14 protein-coding genes are annotated in these 17,147 nt (G+C 66.7%); 5 read left to right on the top strand and 9 right to left on the bottom strand.

Annotated features, from left to right (window positions below; genetic code table 11):
• Window positions 1-9: 9 nt before the first annotated feature.
• The 7 genes from AC0SZ7_RS28505 to AC0SZ7_RS28475 form a co-directional block, all read right to left on the bottom strand.
• The gene (locus tag AC0SZ7_RS28505) at window positions 10-729 is read right to left on the bottom strand and encodes a UTRA domain-containing protein (RefSeq protein WP_475507513.1); all 720 of its coding nucleotides are present in this window, start codon (window positions 727-729) and stop codon (window positions 10-12) included.
• A complete protein-coding gene (gene pnuC, locus AC0SZ7_RS28500) occupies window positions 726-1,316 on the bottom strand; it encodes a nicotinamide riboside transporter PnuC (protein WP_475507512.1) in 591 nt (196 codons plus the stop codon). Before pnuC ends, AC0SZ7_RS28505 begins: the two co-directional genes overlap by 4 nt.
• Before the next feature lie 11 nt (window positions 1,317-1,327).
• Window positions 1,328-3,481: a TonB-dependent siderophore receptor gene (locus AC0SZ7_RS28495; protein WP_475507511.1), complete on the bottom strand. Its 2,154-nt coding sequence runs from the start codon at window positions 3,479-3,481 to the stop codon at window positions 1,328-1,330.
• A gap of 100 nt (window positions 3,482-3,581) precedes the next feature.
• Window positions 3,582-4,451 (bottom strand): sulfurtransferase, encoded by an 870-nt coding sequence (locus AC0SZ7_RS28490; protein WP_475507510.1) that lies wholly within the window; start codon window positions 4,449-4,451, stop codon window positions 3,582-3,584.
• A complete protein-coding gene (locus AC0SZ7_RS28485) occupies window positions 4,448-5,572 on the bottom strand; it encodes a phosphotransferase enzyme family protein (RefSeq protein ID WP_475507509.1) in 1,125 nt (374 codons plus the stop codon). Before AC0SZ7_RS28485 ends, AC0SZ7_RS28490 begins: the two co-directional genes overlap by 4 nt.
• A complete protein-coding gene (locus AC0SZ7_RS28480) occupies window positions 5,569-6,489 on the bottom strand; it encodes an ABC transporter substrate-binding protein (RefSeq protein ID WP_475507508.1) in 921 nt (306 codons plus the stop codon). Before AC0SZ7_RS28480 ends, AC0SZ7_RS28485 begins: the two co-directional genes overlap by 4 nt.
• Before the next feature lie 113 nt (window positions 6,490-6,602).
• The gene (locus tag AC0SZ7_RS28475; protein WP_475507507.1) at window positions 6,603-7,670 is read right to left on the bottom strand and encodes a LacI family DNA-binding transcriptional regulator; all 1,068 of its coding nucleotides are present in this window, start codon (window positions 7,668-7,670) and stop codon (window positions 6,603-6,605) included.
• Here AC0SZ7_RS28475 and AC0SZ7_RS28470 point away from each other — a divergent pair.
• The 3 genes from AC0SZ7_RS28470 to AC0SZ7_RS28460 are packed head-to-tail and all read left to right on the top strand — an operon-like array spanning window position 7,651 to window position 10,477.
• The gene (locus AC0SZ7_RS28470) at window positions 7,651-7,941 is read left to right on the top strand and encodes a hypothetical protein (protein WP_475507506.1); all 291 of its coding nucleotides are present in this window, start codon (window positions 7,651-7,653) and stop codon (window positions 7,939-7,941) included. The two genes, AC0SZ7_RS28475 and AC0SZ7_RS28470, sit on opposite strands and share 20 nt — an antisense overlap.
• Window positions 7,938-9,302, top strand: coding sequence for an MFS transporter (locus AC0SZ7_RS28465; protein WP_475507505.1), 1,365 nt, complete (start codon window positions 7,938-7,940; stop codon window positions 9,300-9,302). The genes AC0SZ7_RS28470 and AC0SZ7_RS28465 overlap by 4 nt, the downstream gene beginning before the upstream one ends.
• Before the next feature lie 14 nt (window positions 9,303-9,316).
• Window positions 9,317-10,477 carry an L-talarate/galactarate dehydratase gene (locus AC0SZ7_RS28460; protein WP_475507504.1) on the top strand — a complete coding sequence of 387 codons (1,161 nt, stop codon included), beginning with the start codon at window positions 9,317-9,319 and terminating at the stop codon, window positions 10,475-10,477.
• Window positions 10,478-10,658: 181 nt separating this feature from the next.
• On the opposite strand, the gene AC0SZ7_RS28455 is transcribed toward AC0SZ7_RS28460, so the two are convergent.
• Window positions 10,659-11,594: a LysR family transcriptional regulator gene (locus tag AC0SZ7_RS28455; protein ID WP_475507503.1), complete on the bottom strand. Its 936-nt coding sequence runs from the start codon at window positions 11,592-11,594 to the stop codon at window positions 10,659-10,661.
• 124 nt (window positions 11,595-11,718) lie between these two features.
• Here AC0SZ7_RS28455 and AC0SZ7_RS28450 point away from each other — a divergent pair, with 124 nt between their 5' ends.
• Window positions 11,719-13,218, top strand: a complete 1,500-nt coding sequence (locus tag AC0SZ7_RS28450) for a CoA-acylating methylmalonate-semialdehyde dehydrogenase (protein ID WP_475507502.1) — start codon at window positions 11,719-11,721, stop codon at window positions 13,216-13,218.
• Window positions 13,219-13,228: 10 nt separating this feature from the next.
• On the opposite strand, the gene AC0SZ7_RS28445 is transcribed toward AC0SZ7_RS28450, so the two are convergent.
• A complete protein-coding gene (locus AC0SZ7_RS28445) occupies window positions 13,229-14,230 on the bottom strand; it encodes a LacI family DNA-binding transcriptional regulator (protein WP_475507501.1) in 1,002 nt (333 codons plus the stop codon).
• Between the two features lie 377 nt (window positions 14,231-14,607).
• On the opposite strand from AC0SZ7_RS28445, the gene AC0SZ7_RS28440 reads away from it, so the two are divergent.
• Window positions 14,608-17,013, top strand: a complete 2,406-nt coding sequence (locus tag AC0SZ7_RS28440; protein WP_475507500.1) for a membrane-bound PQQ-dependent dehydrogenase, glucose/quinate/shikimate family — start codon at window positions 14,608-14,610, stop codon at window positions 17,011-17,013.
• Window positions 17,014-17,147 lie beyond the last annotated feature (134 nt).

Below are 17,147 nucleotides of genomic sequence, written 5' to 3'. Positions count from 1 at the left end.
CCGGTGGGCTCACCCCCCCACCGCCAACGTCACTTCCACCGCGTCGGGGCGCCAGAACTCGCGGTCCAGCTCCACCACGCTGCCGTCCTCGTCATAGCACAGCCGCTCCAGGTACAAACCGCTGGAGCCGCTGGCGATTTCCAGCCGCTCGCTTTGCTGCTCGTCCAGCAGGCAAGGCTTGAGGCTGATCTGGCTGCGCGCCTGCCGGCGGCCGTAGTGCTCGCGCAGCAGGGTGGTCAGCGAGCCGTCCAGGCGGTGGTCGAGTAAACCTGGGCACCAGCTGGGGTTCAGCACGTTGGTCTCCAGCAACACCGGGCGGCCGTCTACCCAGCGCCGTCGCTGCAACTGGAACACCGGCTCGCCGGGCGCCAGTTGCATGCGCTGGGCCAGCCAGGCATCGGCTGGGCGCAGTTCGGCCAGCAGGCACTCGGTGCGCGGCTCGCGGCCCTGGGCGCTGACGTACTCCATGAAACTGGTAATGCGCGTGGGGTCGTAGCGGATGGGCACGGGGGACACGAACCAGCCACGCCGATGGCCGCGGTACAACGCACCCTGGGCTTCCAGGCGCTGCAGCGCCTGGCGCAACGTGACGCGGGTGCAGCCGAACTGCTCGGCCATGTCGCGCTCGGTGGCCAGGCGCGCGCCCGGCGCCAGGCGGCCGCTGGCGATGTCCTCGGCCAACTGGTCGCCAATGCGCAAATACTGGGACTGGGCAGGGCGGATGCTCATGCCACAGCCTGTAGCGCGGCTTCATGGGGCTGCTGCGCCAGGTCACGCTGCCAGGCGCGCAGGCCGTAAACCGCCAGCACGATGAAGCCGGCGTACAGCACCGCCGTCAACGGCAGGCCCTTGTAGTAATACAGGCCGGTGTACACCACATCCAGGGCGATCCACAGCCACCAGTTGGCGACGAACTTGCGCGCCGCCCAGTAGCTGGCCACCAGGCTGTAGCCGGTGAGGGTAGCGTCCAGCCACGGCACGGCGGCGTCGGTGAAGTGCGCCATGGCGGTGCCCAGCAGCACCGACAGCACGGCGCCTGCGGCCAGGCTCAGCAGCGCCACGCGCGCCGGCAACGGCTCGATGCGCACCTTGCCCTGGGCCAGGCGCCCGGTGCGCCAGCGCCACCAGCCGTAACCCTGCAGGCCGGCGAACAGCAGCTGCAGCAGCATGTCCGAGTACAGCTTCACGTCGTAGAAAATCCACACGTACAGCAGCACGGCCACCACGCCCACGGGCCAGCACCAGGGGGTGCGGCGGGCGGTCAGCCACACGCCGATGACGTTGACGATGACCGCGAGTATTTCCAGGTTCGACATGGTTATTGCCCTTAGAAGTTGACGGTGGCGGACAGCCGCGCGGTGCGCGGGGCGCCCAGGAACAGGTAGTCGTCGCCGGCGTATTCGCCCACGTCGCGCCAGTAACGCTTGTCGAACAGGTTGTCGATGCTCAGGCGAAAGACCGTATCGTACCCTTCGATGCGCGTGGTGTAGCGGCTGCCGGCGTTGAATACCGCGTAATCGCCGACCTGCACCGTGCCTTCGCGGTTCGCGTACTTCTTGCCGCTGTACTGCACGCCGCCCAACAGTGCCAGGCCGTCGATGCCCGGCACGCTGTAGTCACCGTAGAAACTGGCGCGCAGGGTGGGCACGTTGATCGCCTGGTGGCCTTCATAGGCGTCGACGCCGCTGTCGACAACCCGCGCGCGGGTGGCGGCGACGCTGGCGTTGAGCTGCAGGCGGTCGGTGGCGCGGCCGCTGGCGGTGAGCTCAAGGCCGATGTTCTTCTGCTTGCCCTGCTGCACGTAGGTGAAGGTGCCGTCGCCGTTGGGCCGCGAGAACTGGTAGCCCTGGGTGATCTGGAACAATGCCGCGCCCAGGCTCAGGCGTTGCCAGTCCTGCTTGATGCCCACTTCCAGTTGCCGAGACAGGGTCGGCGCCAGGGTCTCGCCGGCGTTGCTGGCAAACCACGACGCCTCGCTACCCAGGGACAGGCCCTTGCTGTAGCGGGTGTACAGCGACAGGTCGTCGGTGGGCTTGTAGACCACCGCCAGGTTGGGCAGGAACTCCCACATTTGCGTGTGGCGCGTGGTGTCGCCGTCGGCGTCGAAGGCCTTTTCATCCAGGCGCACCTCGCGGCCACCCAGCACCAGCTGCCACTGCTCGTTGAGGTGCAGGCGGTCGTTGATGAACAGGCCGTACTGGCGGCTGTCCAGGTGGCGGTAGGTGTGGCTTGGCTCGCTTGAAGAGGGGGCCGAGGCTTGGGGGCCGGAGTAGATATTACCGCTGCCCACCGGGTCATTGACGGCGTCGCGCTGGTCCACCGTGCGGCGGAACGCGCTGACGCCCACGTCCAATTCGTTGCGCAGGCCGAAGGTGTTGAACTCGCCGCTCAGCGAGGCCTCGGCCTCGTCGTTGCGGCGGGTGTCGTCGGGGTTGCGGTAGTCGTAGATGTCGTAGTCGCCGGTGCTACTGAAATGGCTGAGCACAGAGCCGTTGTCGCAGTTGTTGCCAGAGCAGCCATAGGGGAAGGCGCTGTAGTCGTCGATGATCACGCGGCTGCGCGACAGGCTCAGTTGCGCGCTCCAGTCATCGGTCAATTGGTAGCGGTAGCGGCCTTCCATGTTCAGCGAGGTGATGCCCACCGGGTTCGACCAGCTCTGGTAGCCCAGCAGGTCGTGCGGGTCGGCGTGGTGGGGCACCTCGGTGCCGCCCAGCAACTGGTAGCCGGGCACCGAGCGTTGTTCGCGGTGCTGGTATTCGATGTCCAGTTGCAGGCTGGAGCGCGGGTCGATGTTCCAGTCGAAGGCCACCGAGCCGAAGTCGCGGCTGCCGTCGGCGTGGTCGACGTAGGAACGAATGTCCTCGTGGGCGAGGTTGGTACGAATGCCGAACTGCTGCTCGCTGCCGAACCAGGTGCCCAGGTCGGTGGCCAGGTAACGGCCGCCTTGCTCGTCGGTGGACACGGTGACAGCGCGCACGTCGGTGGGGCGCTTGGTCTGGTAATTGATGACGCCGCCCGGCTCGCTGACACCGCTTTGCAGGCCGGCCAGGCCCTTGAGCACTTCCACCTGCTCCTTGTTTTCCAGGGCCACGTTCTGCTCGCCGGTGATGGTGCGGCCGTTGATCTTGTAGCTGCTGGCAGCGTTCAGGGAAAAACCGCGCACCACGAAGTTCTCGTAGTAGCCGATGGGCGCGTAGCTGTCGCCCACGGCGGCGTCGTTGCGCAGTACTTCGCTGAGCAGGCGCGCTTGCTGGTCTTGCAGCAATTGCGTGTTGAACACCGACACCGCGGCAGGCGTGTCCAGCAGCGGGGTGTCGCCCAAGCCCGTGACCGAGGCGTGGTTGGCCCGGTAGCTGTCAGGCGCATCACCGACCACGGTAACGGCGCTCAGCGTGGTGGGTTCTTCCGCGGCCACCCACGGCGAGGCGAGTGCAATACTCGTCGCCAGCACGCGGGCCCGGAAGGGAATAGGGGGAAACATGGGGCAGCTCCTTGTCGCACATGATTTTTTTTGGGTGCAGGCTACCCTGCGCGGGGCCGTAAAGCCACGCGCATGGGTCATTACCTGACCTATTGGTTTTTCAGGCCGGAGCTGCTCCGGTAGTCATTGGCAAGGCGGGGTCGGCGCTCCATTGCTGCAGCGAGCCGTCAAACAGGGTGACATCGTGGCGCCTCAGCAACGCCAGGGCAAAGGCTGTGGCCGCGGCGGAAATACCGCCGCCGCAGTACAACAGCAAGGGGTCGGGCAGGGCATCCACCGCCAGCGCCTGGCGTAGCAGCGGGGCCGGGTGGTAGCGCCCGCTGGCGTCGAATAGCTGCCGCGCGGGCCGGTTGCGGCTGTTGGGAATGTGCCCACGGCGGCTGTAGCGGGTGGCGGCGGTGCCTTCGAACACGGCCTGGCCCAGCGCGCAGATCAGGTGCCCGGGCAGGCTGCCATCGCTTACCGCGCGCACCTGCGCAAGGCTGGCCCAGTAGCCGGGTTGCGCGTGCAAGGTCACTGGCGCTGCGGCCCCGGGGCTGCTGGTAGCGCCGCTGGCCAATGGCAGGCCGGCCTGGCGCCAGGCATTCAGGCCACCGTCCAGAACCGCCGCTGCCAGGCCCACGCTGCGCAGCATCCACCACAACCGCGCCGCCCAGAAACCGTCAGTGCGGTCGTAGATCACCACGCGGCGCTGCGGGCCGATGCCAAGGGCCTGCAACTGGCTAGCCAGTTGCGGCAGCGGCGGCATGGCAAAGCTATAGCTGGCCTGGGCGTCGTGCAGGCGTTCAAGCAGGTCGGCGTGGCGGGCGCCGGGAATGTGCTCGGCGCGCCAGCCGGGCTCGCCGCTGCAGGCCTGGTAATCACCGTCGAAACGCGGCGCGCGCAGGTCCACGGTGGCGTCCAGCACCACCAGGTCACCGGCGTGCAGGTGTTCTGCCAGCCAGGCAGGGTCTACCAGCAAGGTGTTCATGACCCGCTCCGCAAATGTTCGATCAGGCGCTGGCCTTCGCTGCCCTGGAACCACAGCGCATGGCGCAACAGGTAGGCGTCCCAGGCGATGTCGGCGCTGGCGCGGTCGTCGAGGATGCCGGCGAAGTATTCGGTTTCGGATATGGCGAAATCGGCGTGCACCAGCGGCAACCAGGCCACCAGTGCCTGCAGGTCGGCCCTGGACAGCGGGCGCACGCTGGCGTAGCCGGCCAGCAGCGCATCTACCGTGGCCAGGTCGGCGCGGGCCACGCCGCCTGCGTCCAGGTCCAGCCAGGGGATGGCGTTGCGTTCCAGCGCGGTGGCCAGGTCGTACAGCGCGAACGTGCGGTCGCACAGGCCGAAGTCGAGCACGCTGCGCACCTCGCCGTCGGCCCACAGCAGGTTCGAGGCGTGCCAGTCGTTGTGGGTCCACAGCGGCGCTTGCGTGGCCAGGTGCGGCAACAGGGCGGCATGGGCGGGCAGCAAGGCGTGGGCCAGTTCGCTGCGCCAGTCGCGGCCGGCCAGGTAGCCGCTCAGCGCGGCGCTGTTGGCTACCTGCTGCGCCAGCACGGCCAATGGCTCGGGCTGGGTGAAGGCGTGGCAGCGGCTGGTGAGCACGCAGGCCTGGCGCGGCGCAGCGTCGAAACCTGCCGCTGCCAGGTGCAGACGGGCCAGCGCCGTGCCGGCGGCGTGGGCATGGGCCAGGCTGTGGAACGGCGACCAGGACTGCGCGTCGCGGTACAGGTCGTCACCCGGTGAGCGCGCGTGCACCTCGTAGGTCCACTGCCCGTGGGCGACAGCCGTGGCGCCGTGGCTGTTCACCTGCACGTCCGGGGCGGGTACGCCATGGCGGCGCAGGTGCTGGATGAAACGGTGTTCCTCCGCAAGCCAAGGCTGCGAGCGTACCTGATGGAAGTGGCGTTTGACGAACCACTCGCCGTGCGCGGTGCTGATCAGCGCGGCGGCGGAGAAGGGCCGCGGGCTGTGCCAGTCGATGTGCTGCAAGGTGCCCAGCTGCGGGTACTGGGCCAGCAGTGGCTGCAACTCGGCCTCGGTCAACGGCGCCCATACCGGCGCCACCACCTCGCCGGCCAGGCCGTGGCTGTGCAGCAGTTGGCTCATCGCGCCTCCCCGGGCAGGTAGTCGTTGGTGGTGGCGTTGGCCCAGGCATCGGGCTGCGTCAGGATGCCATGCTGGTGCAGCCAGTGGGCATAGGGTTCCAGCAGCGCCTGGCGCTGCTGGCCAAACCGGCCCTGGTGCAGCCAGGTGGGGGCAATGTGGCTCAGCGAATGCTCGATCAGGGCGCCGGGGAAATAGGGAATCACCCGCTCGTACGCCTGGCGCGCCAGTTGCGGTTCGGCAGCCACGCTTTCGAAGCCGCGCGCGGTGGTGGCGAGGAAGGCGCGCAGCACCTGCGGGTTGGCGTCGATCCAGTCCTCGCGGGCGCCCAGCAGGTAGCTGTGGTAGGCCGGTGCGCCCCAGTGGCTGACGCGGTGCACCACCCGGCGTTCGGCTGCCACCGGGCTGTCCATCAGCGCCTCCCAGGCCCAGTAGCCACCGAAGCTGGCATCGGCCACGCCGGCAGCCAGTTCCTCGGGGCGCAGCTCGCGGGCGCCGGCATCGACGATGATGACCGCATCCGGGTCGCCACCGTCCTGGCGCACCAGGTCGCGCACCATGGCCAGCCCGCGCGGGGTAGGGTTCATGGCCAGGCGCTTGCCCATCAGGTCGCGGGGGCGCTGGATGGCGAATTCGCGCAGGGTCTGGAAAGCTTCCAAACCGTCATGGTTGATGGCCGCCACGCCCTTCAACGGCTGGCCCTGGTCGCGGCGCACCAGCAGGCGGTTGCTGGGGAACACGCTCAACTGTACCGCGCCGTCCAGCAGGTGCTGCAGGCTGTCGCCACGCTCGGGGTCGGGCACGCACAGCTCCACGTCCAGGCCGGCGTCGGCGTACCAACCGCGTTCGCGCGCCAGGTAGAAACCCGCCGAGTTCGGCCAGGGGTGGAAGTATTCGAGCATGATCCGCAGTGGCAGCATGAAGGGGAAGGCCTTGTTCGGTGTGAAGTGATGGCCTTTTATAATCGGGTATTTGGTATATACCAAATACCGAATGGGTCTATGCTTAGGTCGTCGGACGCAACCTTCGGCCTCTACCTGATATCGCGCGTGCTCTGCCGGTCGATAATGCTGAACCCGGTATCAATGCACACCGGCGCCACTGCTTCGGCGCCGGGCGTGGCGCGCAGCCGTGCCAACAGGGCGTCGGCCACCTGCTGGCCGATCAACGCGCCGTTCACTTGTACGGTGGACAATGGCGGGTGCACGTGGGCGGCGCTGCTCAGGTCGCCGAAGCCCATCACCGCCAAATCCTCCGGCACACGGATGCCACGGCTGGCTGCTTCGGCCAGCACGCCCTGAGCGATGGTGTCCGAGCTGCACACCACCACCTGTGGGGTGTGGCCCTGGTCCAGCAGGCCCTGCAGGCCCAGGCGGCCGGAGGCCAGGGTGGCGGGGGCGGGCAGTATCTGGGTGGGGGTGTGAGTGATGCCGTGGGCCTGCAACTCCGCCTTCAGGCTGGCCACACGACGCAGCCCGCGCGGGTCGTCGAGGGTCACCACGGCGAAGCGCTGGTAGCCTTTGCCCAGCAGGTTGCGGGCAATGCCCACGCCCACCTGTTCGTGAGAGAAACCCACCAGCATGTCGATGGGCGCCTCACCCAGGTCCCAGGCTTCCACCACCGGAATGCGCGCCGAAGCCAGGCGCTGGCGGCTGGCCTCGGTGTGCAGGGTGCCGGTCAGCACGATGCCGTCGGGGCGCCGCCCCAGCACGGCTTCCAGCAGCGCCTCTTCCTGCTCGGCGCTATAACCGGTGAGGCCGATCAAGGTCTGGTAGCCGGCGGTGGTGAGGCGGTCCATCACCGCCTGCACCGTGTCGGCAAAGATCGAGTTGGCGATGGTGGGCAGGAAAATCGCCACCAGGCGGCTCTTGTTGGTGGCCAGCCCGCCGGCCAGCATGTTCGGCACATAGCCCATGGCCCGCGCGGCCTCGCGCACCTTGTCGCGGGTACGCTCGCTGACCAGCTCGGGGCGGTGCAGGGCGCGTGACACGGTGATGGGCGAGACCCCGGCCACACGCGCCACGTCGATCAGGGTGTAGCCGGGCACGCCGGCGGCGCCGCTGGCGGAAAGTGAAAGGTCCTTGTTCGACTTCTTGGCCATCGAGGGGGCGGGTTCCAGCGTGGGAGAGGCCGCTATCTTACCTTGTGGCGACAGGTTTGTATGGGCTGCACAGGCGTTGAAGGTCATCATACCTCTTCGTCGGAATGGCTTGAATGATTGCGCAATCAGTGTAAGCTCAGGTGCAGTGGCTACAGGCACCCCGGTGCAGGTGGCCGTTTTTATCGATGGAAATGATTGCGCAATCATTGATGTATCAAAGGAGCTTGCACCGATCCACCGCACCACTCACAACAAGGAAAATAACAAGTGAACCCAGCCACGCCCCCCATCGCCAGGACTCGCGTCCGCTACCTGATCCTGAGCCTGATTTTCATCGTCACGGTGTTCAACTACGTCGACCGCGCCACGCTGTCCATCGCCGCCCCGAGCATGCGCGGCGACCTGGGCTTCGACGCCATGACCATGGGCATCGCCTTTTCCGCCTTCGGGTGGGCCTACACCTCCATGCAACTGCCGGGCGGGGTGATCCTCGACCGCTACGGCTCGCGGGTGGTGCTGGGCGCCAGCCTGATCCTGTGGTCCACACTGACCTTCCTGCAGGGCTACGTGGACTATTTCGCCTCGGCGTTCCTGGTGCTGTTCGGCCTGCGCTTTTTGATGGGCGTGGCTGAGGCCCCGGCGTTCCCGGCCAACAACCGCCTCACGGTGATGTGGTTCCCGCGCCAGGAGCGTGGCCTGGCCACGGCAGTGTTCCAGTCGGCGCAATACTTTGCCCTGGCCGCGTTCACGCCATTGATGGTGTGGCTGGTCAGCACCTGGGGCTGGCAGCATGTGTTCTGGGTCACCGGGCTTGCGGGTATTTTCATCGGCCTGCTGTGGTTCCGCCTGGTGCGCGAGCCGCGCAAGGACCACCGCGTCAACCAGGCCGAAATCGACTACATCGAGGCCGGCGGCGGCCTGCCCACCATCGGCGACGTGAAAACCCCGTTCAGCTGGCGGCGCGTCAAGGCCATCGGCGCCAACCGCATGATGGCCGGCATCTACCTGGGCCAGTTCTGCCTCACCTCCATCACCTGGTTCTTCCTGACCTGGTTCCCCACCTACCTGATCGAAGCCAAGGGCATGACCCTGCTCAAGGTCGGCCTGGTGGCGGCCATCCCGCCCGTCGCAGGCTGCCTGGGCGGGGTGGTGGGCGGCGTGTGGTCTGACTGGATGCTGCGCAAGGGCTTCAGCCTCACCGCCGCGCGCAAGACCCCGATCATTTGCGGCCTGCTGCTGTCCAGCAGCATCGTCGTCGCCAACTACAGCGCCTCGCTCACCGTGGTGATTGCAGTGATGTCCCTGGCGTTCTTCGCCAAGGGTGTCGGCAACCTGGGCTGGTGCATCGTCGGCGACGTGTCACCGGCGCGGGCCATGGGCATCAGCGGCGCCATGTTCAACTTCTGCGGCAACCTGGCCAGCATTGTCACGCCCATTGCCATCGGCGTGATGATCAACCAGCTGGGCTCCTTCGACGTGGCGCTGATGTACGTGGCCGCCATGGGCCTGCTGGGGGCCTTTGCCTACCTGTTCATCGTCGGGCCGCTCAAACGCCTGGAGCTCGACGATTGTGCCGAACCGCAGGCCCAGGCCACGCCTGTGGCAACTCCCGATTCCTTCCTGTCCCGCTAACAAGGAGAGCGTTCATGCTCACACAACAACAAGACCTGCCCACGGGTGATGACGACGCCATTGCCTGGGTGCGCGTGTCCTCGGTGTTCCTGCCGCTGGCCAATCCCATCAGCGACGCCAAGGTGCTCACCGGCCGGCAGAAGCCGATGACCGAGATCGCCATGCTGTTCGCCGAGATCGAGACCAGGGATGGCCACCGCGGCCTGGGCTTCAGCTATTCGAAGCGGGCAGGGGGGCCGGGCCAGTTTGCCCACGCCCAGGAGATCGCCCCGGCGCTGCTCGGTGAAAACCCCAGTGACATCGCCAAGCTGTGGACCAAGCTGTGCTGGGCCGGCGCTTCGGTGGGCCGCAGCGGCCTGTCCACGCAAGCCATCGGCGCTTTCGACGTGGCCCTGTGGGACCTCAAGGCCAAGCGCGCCAACCTGTCGCTGGCGCGCCTGCTGGGTGCCCAGCGCGACAGCGTGCGCTGCTACAACACTTCGGGCGGCTTCCTGCACACGCCGCTGGACCAGTTGCTGAAGAACACCGACCTGTCGCGTGAAAAGGGCATCGGCGGCATCAAGCTCAAGGTCGGCCAGCCGGACTGCGCCATCGATATCGAGCGCGTCAGCACCGTGCGCCGCCACCTGGGCGACAAATTTCCGCTGATGGTCGACGCCAACCAGCAGTGGGACCGGCCCACCGCCCAGCGCATGTGCCGGCAGTTCGAGCAGTACAACCTGATCTGGATCGAGGAGCCGCTGGACTGCTACGACGCCGAAGGCCATGCCGCCCTGGCGCAGCAGTTCGACACGCCCATCGCCACCGGCGAGATGCTGACCAGCGTGGCCGAGCACGCCGAGTTCATCAAGCTGCGCGGCGCCGACTTCCTGATGCCCGATGCGCCGCGCGTGGGCGGCATAACCCCGTACTTGAAGGTGGCCGCCATGGCCGAGCAGGCCGGGCTGATGCTGGCGCCGCATTTCGCCATGGAGCTGCACGTGCACCTGGCCGCCGCCTACCCGACCGAGCCGTGGGTGGAGCATTTCGAGTGGCTGGAACCGCTGTTCAACGAGCGCCTGGAAACCCGCGACGGCCGCATGCTGGTGCCCAAGCGCCCGGGCCTGGGGCTGAGCCTGAGCGAGCAGGTCAAGGCCTGGACCGCCCAGCAGGTGGAGGTCGGCAAGCGGCCCTGAGTGCCTGTGCCGTGCCTGCTGAAGCGTGGCGCCTGTAACGCGTTCTCAGGTCTTGAAACCGCGTTGCCTGCATCGCGGTTTCAAGACAGTTGCTGCTACATACTGTGGGAGCTGGCTTGCCAGCGAGCTGTTGGGGCCCTAAAAACTCGCTGGCAAGCCAGCTCCCACAAGACAGTCGCTGCTACGGGCTGGCGGTGAACCCGCCCGCCAGCCGCGCCTTGAGGTACGCCACCAACGCCGTCACCGACTTCGGCACATGCGGCGAATACGGCCGTATCAGGTAGATCTCGTTGGCGAAGGCACCTTTCAGCGTCCAGTCCTTGAGCACGTGCACCAGCGTCCCGGCGTTCAGGGCCGCCTGGGCGCTGAAGTCGGGCAGCAGGGCGATGCCCAAATGGTTGAGGGCGGCGTCGCGCAGGGCCTCGCTGTTGTTGGTGGCGAAGCTGCCGGCAATCGGCACGGTCATGCGCTCGCCGCCCTTGTTGTGTTCAAAGGTCCAGGCCGGCTGGTCGCTGCCGCGCGGGTAGTACAGGCAATTGTGCCCGGCCAGCGCTTCGGGATCGCGGGGCTGGCCTTCGCGCTGCAGGTAATCGCGGGTGGCCACCAGCACCGAATGGGTGTCGCACAGCTTCCACGCCACATGGGTCTCGGGCACCTGGAAGCCGTGACGCACGGCCAGGTCGTAGCCTTCGGCGGCCAACGAACTCAGGGCGTCGGACACGTCCAGTTGAATGCGCACCTGCGGGTACTGGCGCAGGAACCCCGACAGGTGCGGCACCAATTGCTGGCGGGCGAATGCCACCGGCGCGGTCAGGCGCACCAGGCCGCGAATCTCGCCGGCTGAGTCACGTACCGAGGAAAAGCTGCGGGCAATGTGCTCGTAGGCGCTGCGCACCTCACGGGTAAGCGACTGGCCAGCGTCAGTCAGGCGTACGCTGCGCGTGGTGCGGGTGACCAGGCGGGTGCCGGTGGCCTTTTCCAGGTCGCTGATGCGCTGGCTGACGGCCGACTTGCTCACGCCCAACCGCGCGGCAGCGGCGGTGTAGGTGCCGTGTTCCTCCAGCACCGACAGCCAGTGGATGTGCGTCCACAAGCCTTCGATCTCGGACTTTTCCATGGGGTTATTGTTCGCCTGTGTGGACAATAAGTTCTGGATTCTGCTCTGGTCTGGAACAAAGTGAAAGCCTATCGTGTGTTCAACGCGGGCTGCCAGCCTTGTCCCTCACCCAGGATCAACTGCCATGACCACCACTATCGAGCACTACATCAACGACCAGCGCGTGTCGCGCGATGACCGCTACCAGGACGTCTACAACCCGGCCACCGGCGCTGTCACCGGCCGCGTGGCGCTGGCCAGCCGGCAGACCGTCGACGAAGCCGTCGCCGCTGCCCAGGCAGCTTTCAGTGACTGGAGCGAGACCGCGCCTATCCGCCGCGCCCGCGTGCTGTTCCAGTACCTGCACCTGCTGCGCGAGCGCAAGGACGAACTGGCGCAGATCATCGTCGCCGAACACGGCAAGGTGTTCACTGACGCCCAGGGCGAAGTGGACCGCGGCATCGACATCCTCGAATTCGCCTGCGGCATCCCGCACCTGCTCAAGGGCGAGCACTCCGACCAGGTCTCGCGCGGCATGGACAACTGGACCATGCGCCAGGCGCTGGGCGTGGTGGCCGGCATCACGCCGTTCAACTTCCCGGTGATGGTGCCCATGTGGATGTACCCGATCGCCATCGCCGCCGGCAATACCTTCATTCTCAAGCCCAGCCCCACCGACCCGAGCGCCTCGTTGTTCATGGCCGAGCTGCTGCGTGAAGCGGGGCTGCCCAAGGGCGTGTTCAACGTGGTGCAGGGCGACAAGGAAGCGGTCGACGCGCTGCTGGAAAACCCTGACGTGCGCGCCATCAGCTTCGTCGGCTCCACCCCCATCGCCCAGTACATCTACGAGACCGGCGCCCGCCACGGCAAGCGCGTGCAGGGCCTGGGCGGCGCCAAGAACCACATGGTGGTGATGCCTGATGCCGATATAGACCGCACGGTCGACGCGCTGATGGGCGCCGCCTACGGCAGTGCCGGCGAGCGTTGCATGGCAATTTCCGTGGCGGTGCTGGTGGGTGACGTCGGTGACAAGGTGGTCGCCGCCTTGACCCAGCGTGCGCGCGAGCTGCGCATTACCGACGGCCGCGACCTCAAGGCCGAGATGGGCCCCATCGTTTCCCGCGCCGCCCTGGAACGCATCAAGGGCTACATCGGCCAGGGCGTGGAGGCGGGCGCGCAACTGCTGCTCGACGGCCGCGACTACACGCCGAGCGAGTCGGGGCTGGAGAACGGCTTCTGGCTGGGCGCCACGCTGTTCGACCACGTGACCCCGGAGATGAGCATCTACCGCGAGGAAATCTTCGGCCCGGTGCTGGCCTGCGTGCGCGTGCGCGATTTCGCCGAGGCGCTGCAACTGGTCAACGCCCACGAGTTCGGCAACGGCGTCAGCTGCTTCACCCGTGACGGCAACATCGCCCGCGAGTTTGCCCGGCGCATCGAGGTCGGCATGGTCGGCATCAACGTGCCTATCCCGGTGCCCATGGCCTGGCATGGTTTCGGCGGCTGGAAGAAGAGCCTGTTCGGCGACATGCACGCCTACGGCACCGAAGGCGTGCGCTTCTACACCAAGCAGAAGTCGATCATGCAGCGCTGGTCGGAAAGCATCGAGCAGGGCGCCGAGTTCGCCATGCCCGTCTCCAAATGAGCCACTAGCGTCAGGCGGCCGGGGCCGTGGTGGATCTGCGCACCACCATGGTCACCGGCATGATGCGTTGGCGCGCCACCCCCTTGCCGCCTTGCAGAATGGCCTTCAGCGCCGCCACCGAGGCCTTGGCCTGCTGGTCGCAGTCCTGGCGGATGGTGGACAGCGAGAACACCTCTGTCCCGGCATCGGGAATATCATCGAAACCGATCACCGACACGTCCTCCGGCACCGACAGCCCCATGCTTTTCAGGCGGTCGATGGCGCCCAGGGCGATGCAGTCGTTGGAGGCGAAAATAGCCGTGGGCCGCTGGCCCTCGGCGAACGCCAGGTCCACGCCACGTCGCCCGGAGGCGGCGTCATGGAAGCCGGGAAACGACACCGGCACCAGCCCGGCGGCTTCCATTACTTCGCTGTAGACCTTGGTGCGCTGGCGCGCCGAGGCTTCGATGCTGCTGCCGCCCAGGTTGACGATACGCCGGTGCCCCAGCGCCAGCAGGTGCGCCATGGCCTGGCGCACGCCGGACTCGTCGTCCACGGCAATGGTGGTGACGCGGGGGTGGTTGATGCGTTTGCTGCCGATGTACACGCAGGGCATCTGCTCGGCAATGTCGGCGATGGCCCTGGTGGTGTGGTGCGTGCCGATCATCACCACGCCGGTGGCGCGCAGGCGCAGCAGGCGGTCGGCGATGACGTTGGGGTTTTCGGCGGCGCGCAGGGACGTCACCGGGTCAAAACCGGCGTCGGTCAATTCGCGGTCCACGGCTTCGGCCAGCTGGATGTGGAAGGGGTTCTTCAGGTCGCCAATCACCAGGCCGACGATGGAGGAGCGCGCCGAGGCCAGGCTGCGCGCCGCCAGGTTAGGCTGGTAGTTGAGCTGGGCGGCGATGGCGTCGACGTGCTTGCGGGTTTCGGCGCGCACGCCCTGGCCGCCGCTCAGGGCCCGGGACACTTGCGCGCGGCTCAGGCCGGCAGCGGCGGCGACGTCGTCCAGGGTGAAGAAATTCTTACTCATGGGGCAGGGGGCTTCACGGTCATTGTCGCGGGCATGATACCTATTTCCACGGGCTCTGCGGATGCCAGGGCAGGGCGAAGCAGGATTCATGAATGATGATAATTGTTCTCTTTTGTTATGTGGCGTATTGACGCAGTGAATGCCCGCCCATAGACTCGCCGCCATTCAGCAGCTGGCAAACAGCCATATTTTTCATGTGGTTATCGCCGGCGAGCTGATTTTTTTGCGACAAAAAATGGAAGCGCTTCCATAAATTTCGGCCTTGAGATGCTTGGTTCAGGGCCTTCGGGAAAATCAATTCTTCAAGGGTGCGGCGGGGTTGTCCGCAGGCGCCGTGGGCGCGGCTGCGCCTCTTGAACCTCGAAACGGGAATATTTATGCGAGCGAGACAAATCGTGCCCATCGCCATCGGCCTGATACTGGCGGTGCTGGGGCTGGCGGTGTTGGCAGGCGGCGGCAAGCTGGCGTCCCTGGGCGGCAGTTGGTACTACCTGCTGGCCGGTGCGCTGATGGTGGCGTGCGGCGTGGCGCTGGTACGCCGCAAGGTGGTGGCCGCCTGGCTGGGCCTGGCGTTGCTGGCCGTGACCCTGGTGTGGTCGCTGTGGGAAGTGGGCTTCGACTTCTGGCAGCTGGTGCCGCGGCTGATGACCTTCATCGTCATTGCCCTGGTGGTTACCCTGCTGGTGCCACTGCTGGACGGCAACCGCCGCCTGCTCACCGCTGGCCCGCGCACCGGCATCTCGCTGGCGCTGTTCGCCAGCGTCGCCGGCATCGCCTACGGCATGTTCCAGCCGCACCCCACCGTGGTGGCCGAGCCTGGCGCCACCGCCAAGGTCATCGCGCCGGACGCCGGCAAGGCCGACGGCAATGACTGGACCGCCTACGGGCGCAACACCCATGGCGAGCGCTTTGCCCCGTTCGAGCAGATCAACAAGGCCAACGTCAAGGACTTGCAGGTGGCCTGGACCTTCCACACCGGCGACATGGCCATCAACGGCGCCGAGTACCAGGGCACGCCGCTGAAGGTCGACGACACCGTGTACCTGTGCTCGCCGCTGAACAACGTGTTCGCGCTGGACCCGGTCACCGGCCAGCAGAAGTGGAAGTTCGACGCCCACATCAAGGAAACCCCGTCCAACAAGGGGTGGAAACGTTGCCGCGGCGTGGGTTACTACGACGCCGACAAGGCCACCGCCAGCGCTGCCCAGGCCGCGCCTGCCGCGGCCCCCGCGCAGCCCGCCGAGTGCCGCCGCCGCATCGTCACCACCACCGTCGACGCGCGCCTGCTGGAGCTGGACGCCGACACCGGCAAGCTGTGCGACAGCTTTGGTGACCACGGCGTGGTCGACCTGTTGAAAGGCATCGGCCCCAACACCGACGGCTCCTACTACCTGACTTCGGCGCCGCTGGTGGCCGGTGATGTGGTAGTGGTAGGCGGCAAGATCAACGACAACCTGAAGACCGACGAGCCTTCGGGCGTGACCCGCGGCTTCGACGTGCGCACCGGCGAGCTGCTGTGGGCCTGGGATGCACGCAACCCCAAGCGCGGCGTGCCGCTGCCTGATGGCGAGCTGTACCCCAAGGAGTCGCCGAACTTCTGGGGCACCGCCGCCTATGACGACAAACTGGGCCTGGTGTACATCCCCACCGGCAACCAGACCCCCGACTTCTGGAACGGCAACCGTCACGAAGGCTCGGACGAATACAACGACTCCATCGTGGCCATCGACGTGAAAACCGGCGTCGACAAGTGGCACTTCCGCACCGCCAACCACGACATGTTCGACTACGACGTGTCGGCGCAACCGATCCTCTACGACCTGCCGGGCAAGGATGGCACCACCACGCCGGTGATCATCGCCATGACCAAGCGCGGGCAGATCTTCGTGCTCGACCGCCGCGACGGCAAACCGGTGTTCTCGGTGGAAGAGCGCGCGGTGGCCACCGATGGCATGCCGGGCATGCACATCTCGCCCACCCAGCCGTACTCGCAACTGTCGGTAGGCGCCGAGCGCCTGAAAGAGTCGGACATGTGGGGCGCCACCGTGTTTGACCAGCTGATGTGCCGCATCGACTTCAAGGAAATGCGTTGGGAAGGCGAGTTCACGCCAATCACCGACGGCCAGCGCACGCTGATCTACCCAGGCTACTACGGTGGCATCAACTGGGGCGGCGGCGCCATCGACGCCTCCACCGGCACGCTGATCGTCAACGACATCCGCATGGCGCAGTGGGGCCGCTTCATCAAGCGTGAAGAAGCCGCCCGCGTCGGCCTGAAGCCGAGCACCGAGGGTGAGTACTCCGAACAGCTGGGCACGCCATGGGGCGTCGAGCGCTCGATGTTCGTCTCGCCGTTGGGCGTGCCGTGCTTCAAGCCGCCGTTCGGCACCATGACCGCCATCGACCTCACCACCGGCAAGACCAAGTGGCAAGTGCCGATGGGCAGCATCCAGGACGCGCCGGTGCACGGCATCGTGCCGGGCGTGAACATGCCGCTGGGCATGCCGACCATGGGTGGCCCGCTGGTGACCAAGGGCGGCCTGACCTTCTTCCATGGCACCCTGGACTACTACATCCGCGCGCTGGACAACGACAGCGGCAAGGAACTGTGGCGCGGCCGCCTGCCCGTAGGCGGGCAGGGCGCACCGATGTCCTATGTGGCACGTGACGGCAAGCAGTACGTGGTAATCACCGTCGGCGGCGCTACGCGTACCGGCACCAACGACAACCGTGGCGACTACATTATTGCCTACGCGTTGCCGGGGGCGGTGAAAGGGCAGTAACCCTTATAGTTGCAAGCACCAGAACAGGGAGGCACCGCAAGGTCGCCTCCCTTTTTTTGCTTCTTGTGGGAGCTGGCTTGCCAGCGAGCTTTTATGGCCCCAACAGCTCGCTGGCCAGCCAGCTCCCACAAAGT

Source organism: Pseudomonas sp. JC1203 (genome assembly GCF_056175065.1).
The sequence above is the reverse complement of the archived record's forward strand: the minus strand, read 5'-3'. Positions and strand labels throughout refer to the sequence as shown.

Coding starts and splice junctions, on each gene's coding strand:
- AC0SZ7_RS28505 (WP_475507513.1), bottom strand. CDS start 729: ATGAGCATCCGCCCTGCCCAGTCCCAGTATTTGCGCATTGGCGACCAG.
- pnuC (WP_475507512.1), bottom strand. CDS start 1,316: ATGTCGAACCTGGAAATACTCGCGGTCATCGTCAACGTCATCGGCGTG.
- AC0SZ7_RS28495 (WP_475507511.1), bottom strand. CDS start 3,481: ATGTTTCCCCCTATTCCCTTCCGGGCCCGCGTGCTGGCGACGAGTATT.
- AC0SZ7_RS28490 (WP_475507510.1), bottom strand. CDS start 4,451: ATGAACACCTTGCTGGTAGACCCTGCCTGGCTGGCAGAACACCTGCAC.
- AC0SZ7_RS28485 (WP_475507509.1), bottom strand. CDS start 5,572: ATGAGCCAACTGCTGCACAGCCACGGCCTGGCCGGCGAGGTGGTGGCG.
- AC0SZ7_RS28480 (WP_475507508.1), bottom strand. CDS start 6,489: ATGCTGCCACTGCGGATCATGCTCGAATACTTCCACCCCTGGCCGAAC.
- AC0SZ7_RS28475 (WP_475507507.1), bottom strand. CDS start 7,670: ATGGCCAAGAAGTCGAACAAGGACCTTTCACTTTCCGCCAGCGGCGCC.
- AC0SZ7_RS28460 (WP_475507504.1), top strand. CDS start 9,317: ATGCTCACACAACAACAAGACCTGCCCACGGGTGATGACGACGCCATT.
- AC0SZ7_RS28455 (WP_475507503.1), bottom strand. CDS start 11,594: ATGGAAAAGTCCGAGATCGAAGGCTTGTGGACGCACATCCACTGGCTG.
- AC0SZ7_RS28450 (WP_475507502.1), top strand. CDS start 11,719: ATGACCACCACTATCGAGCACTACATCAACGACCAGCGCGTGTCGCGC.
- AC0SZ7_RS28445 (WP_475507501.1), bottom strand. CDS start 14,230: ATGAGTAAGAATTTCTTCACCCTGGACGACGTCGCCGCCGCTGCCGGC.
- AC0SZ7_RS28440 (WP_475507500.1), top strand. CDS start 14,608: ATGCGAGCGAGACAAATCGTGCCCATCGCCATCGGCCTGATACTGGCG.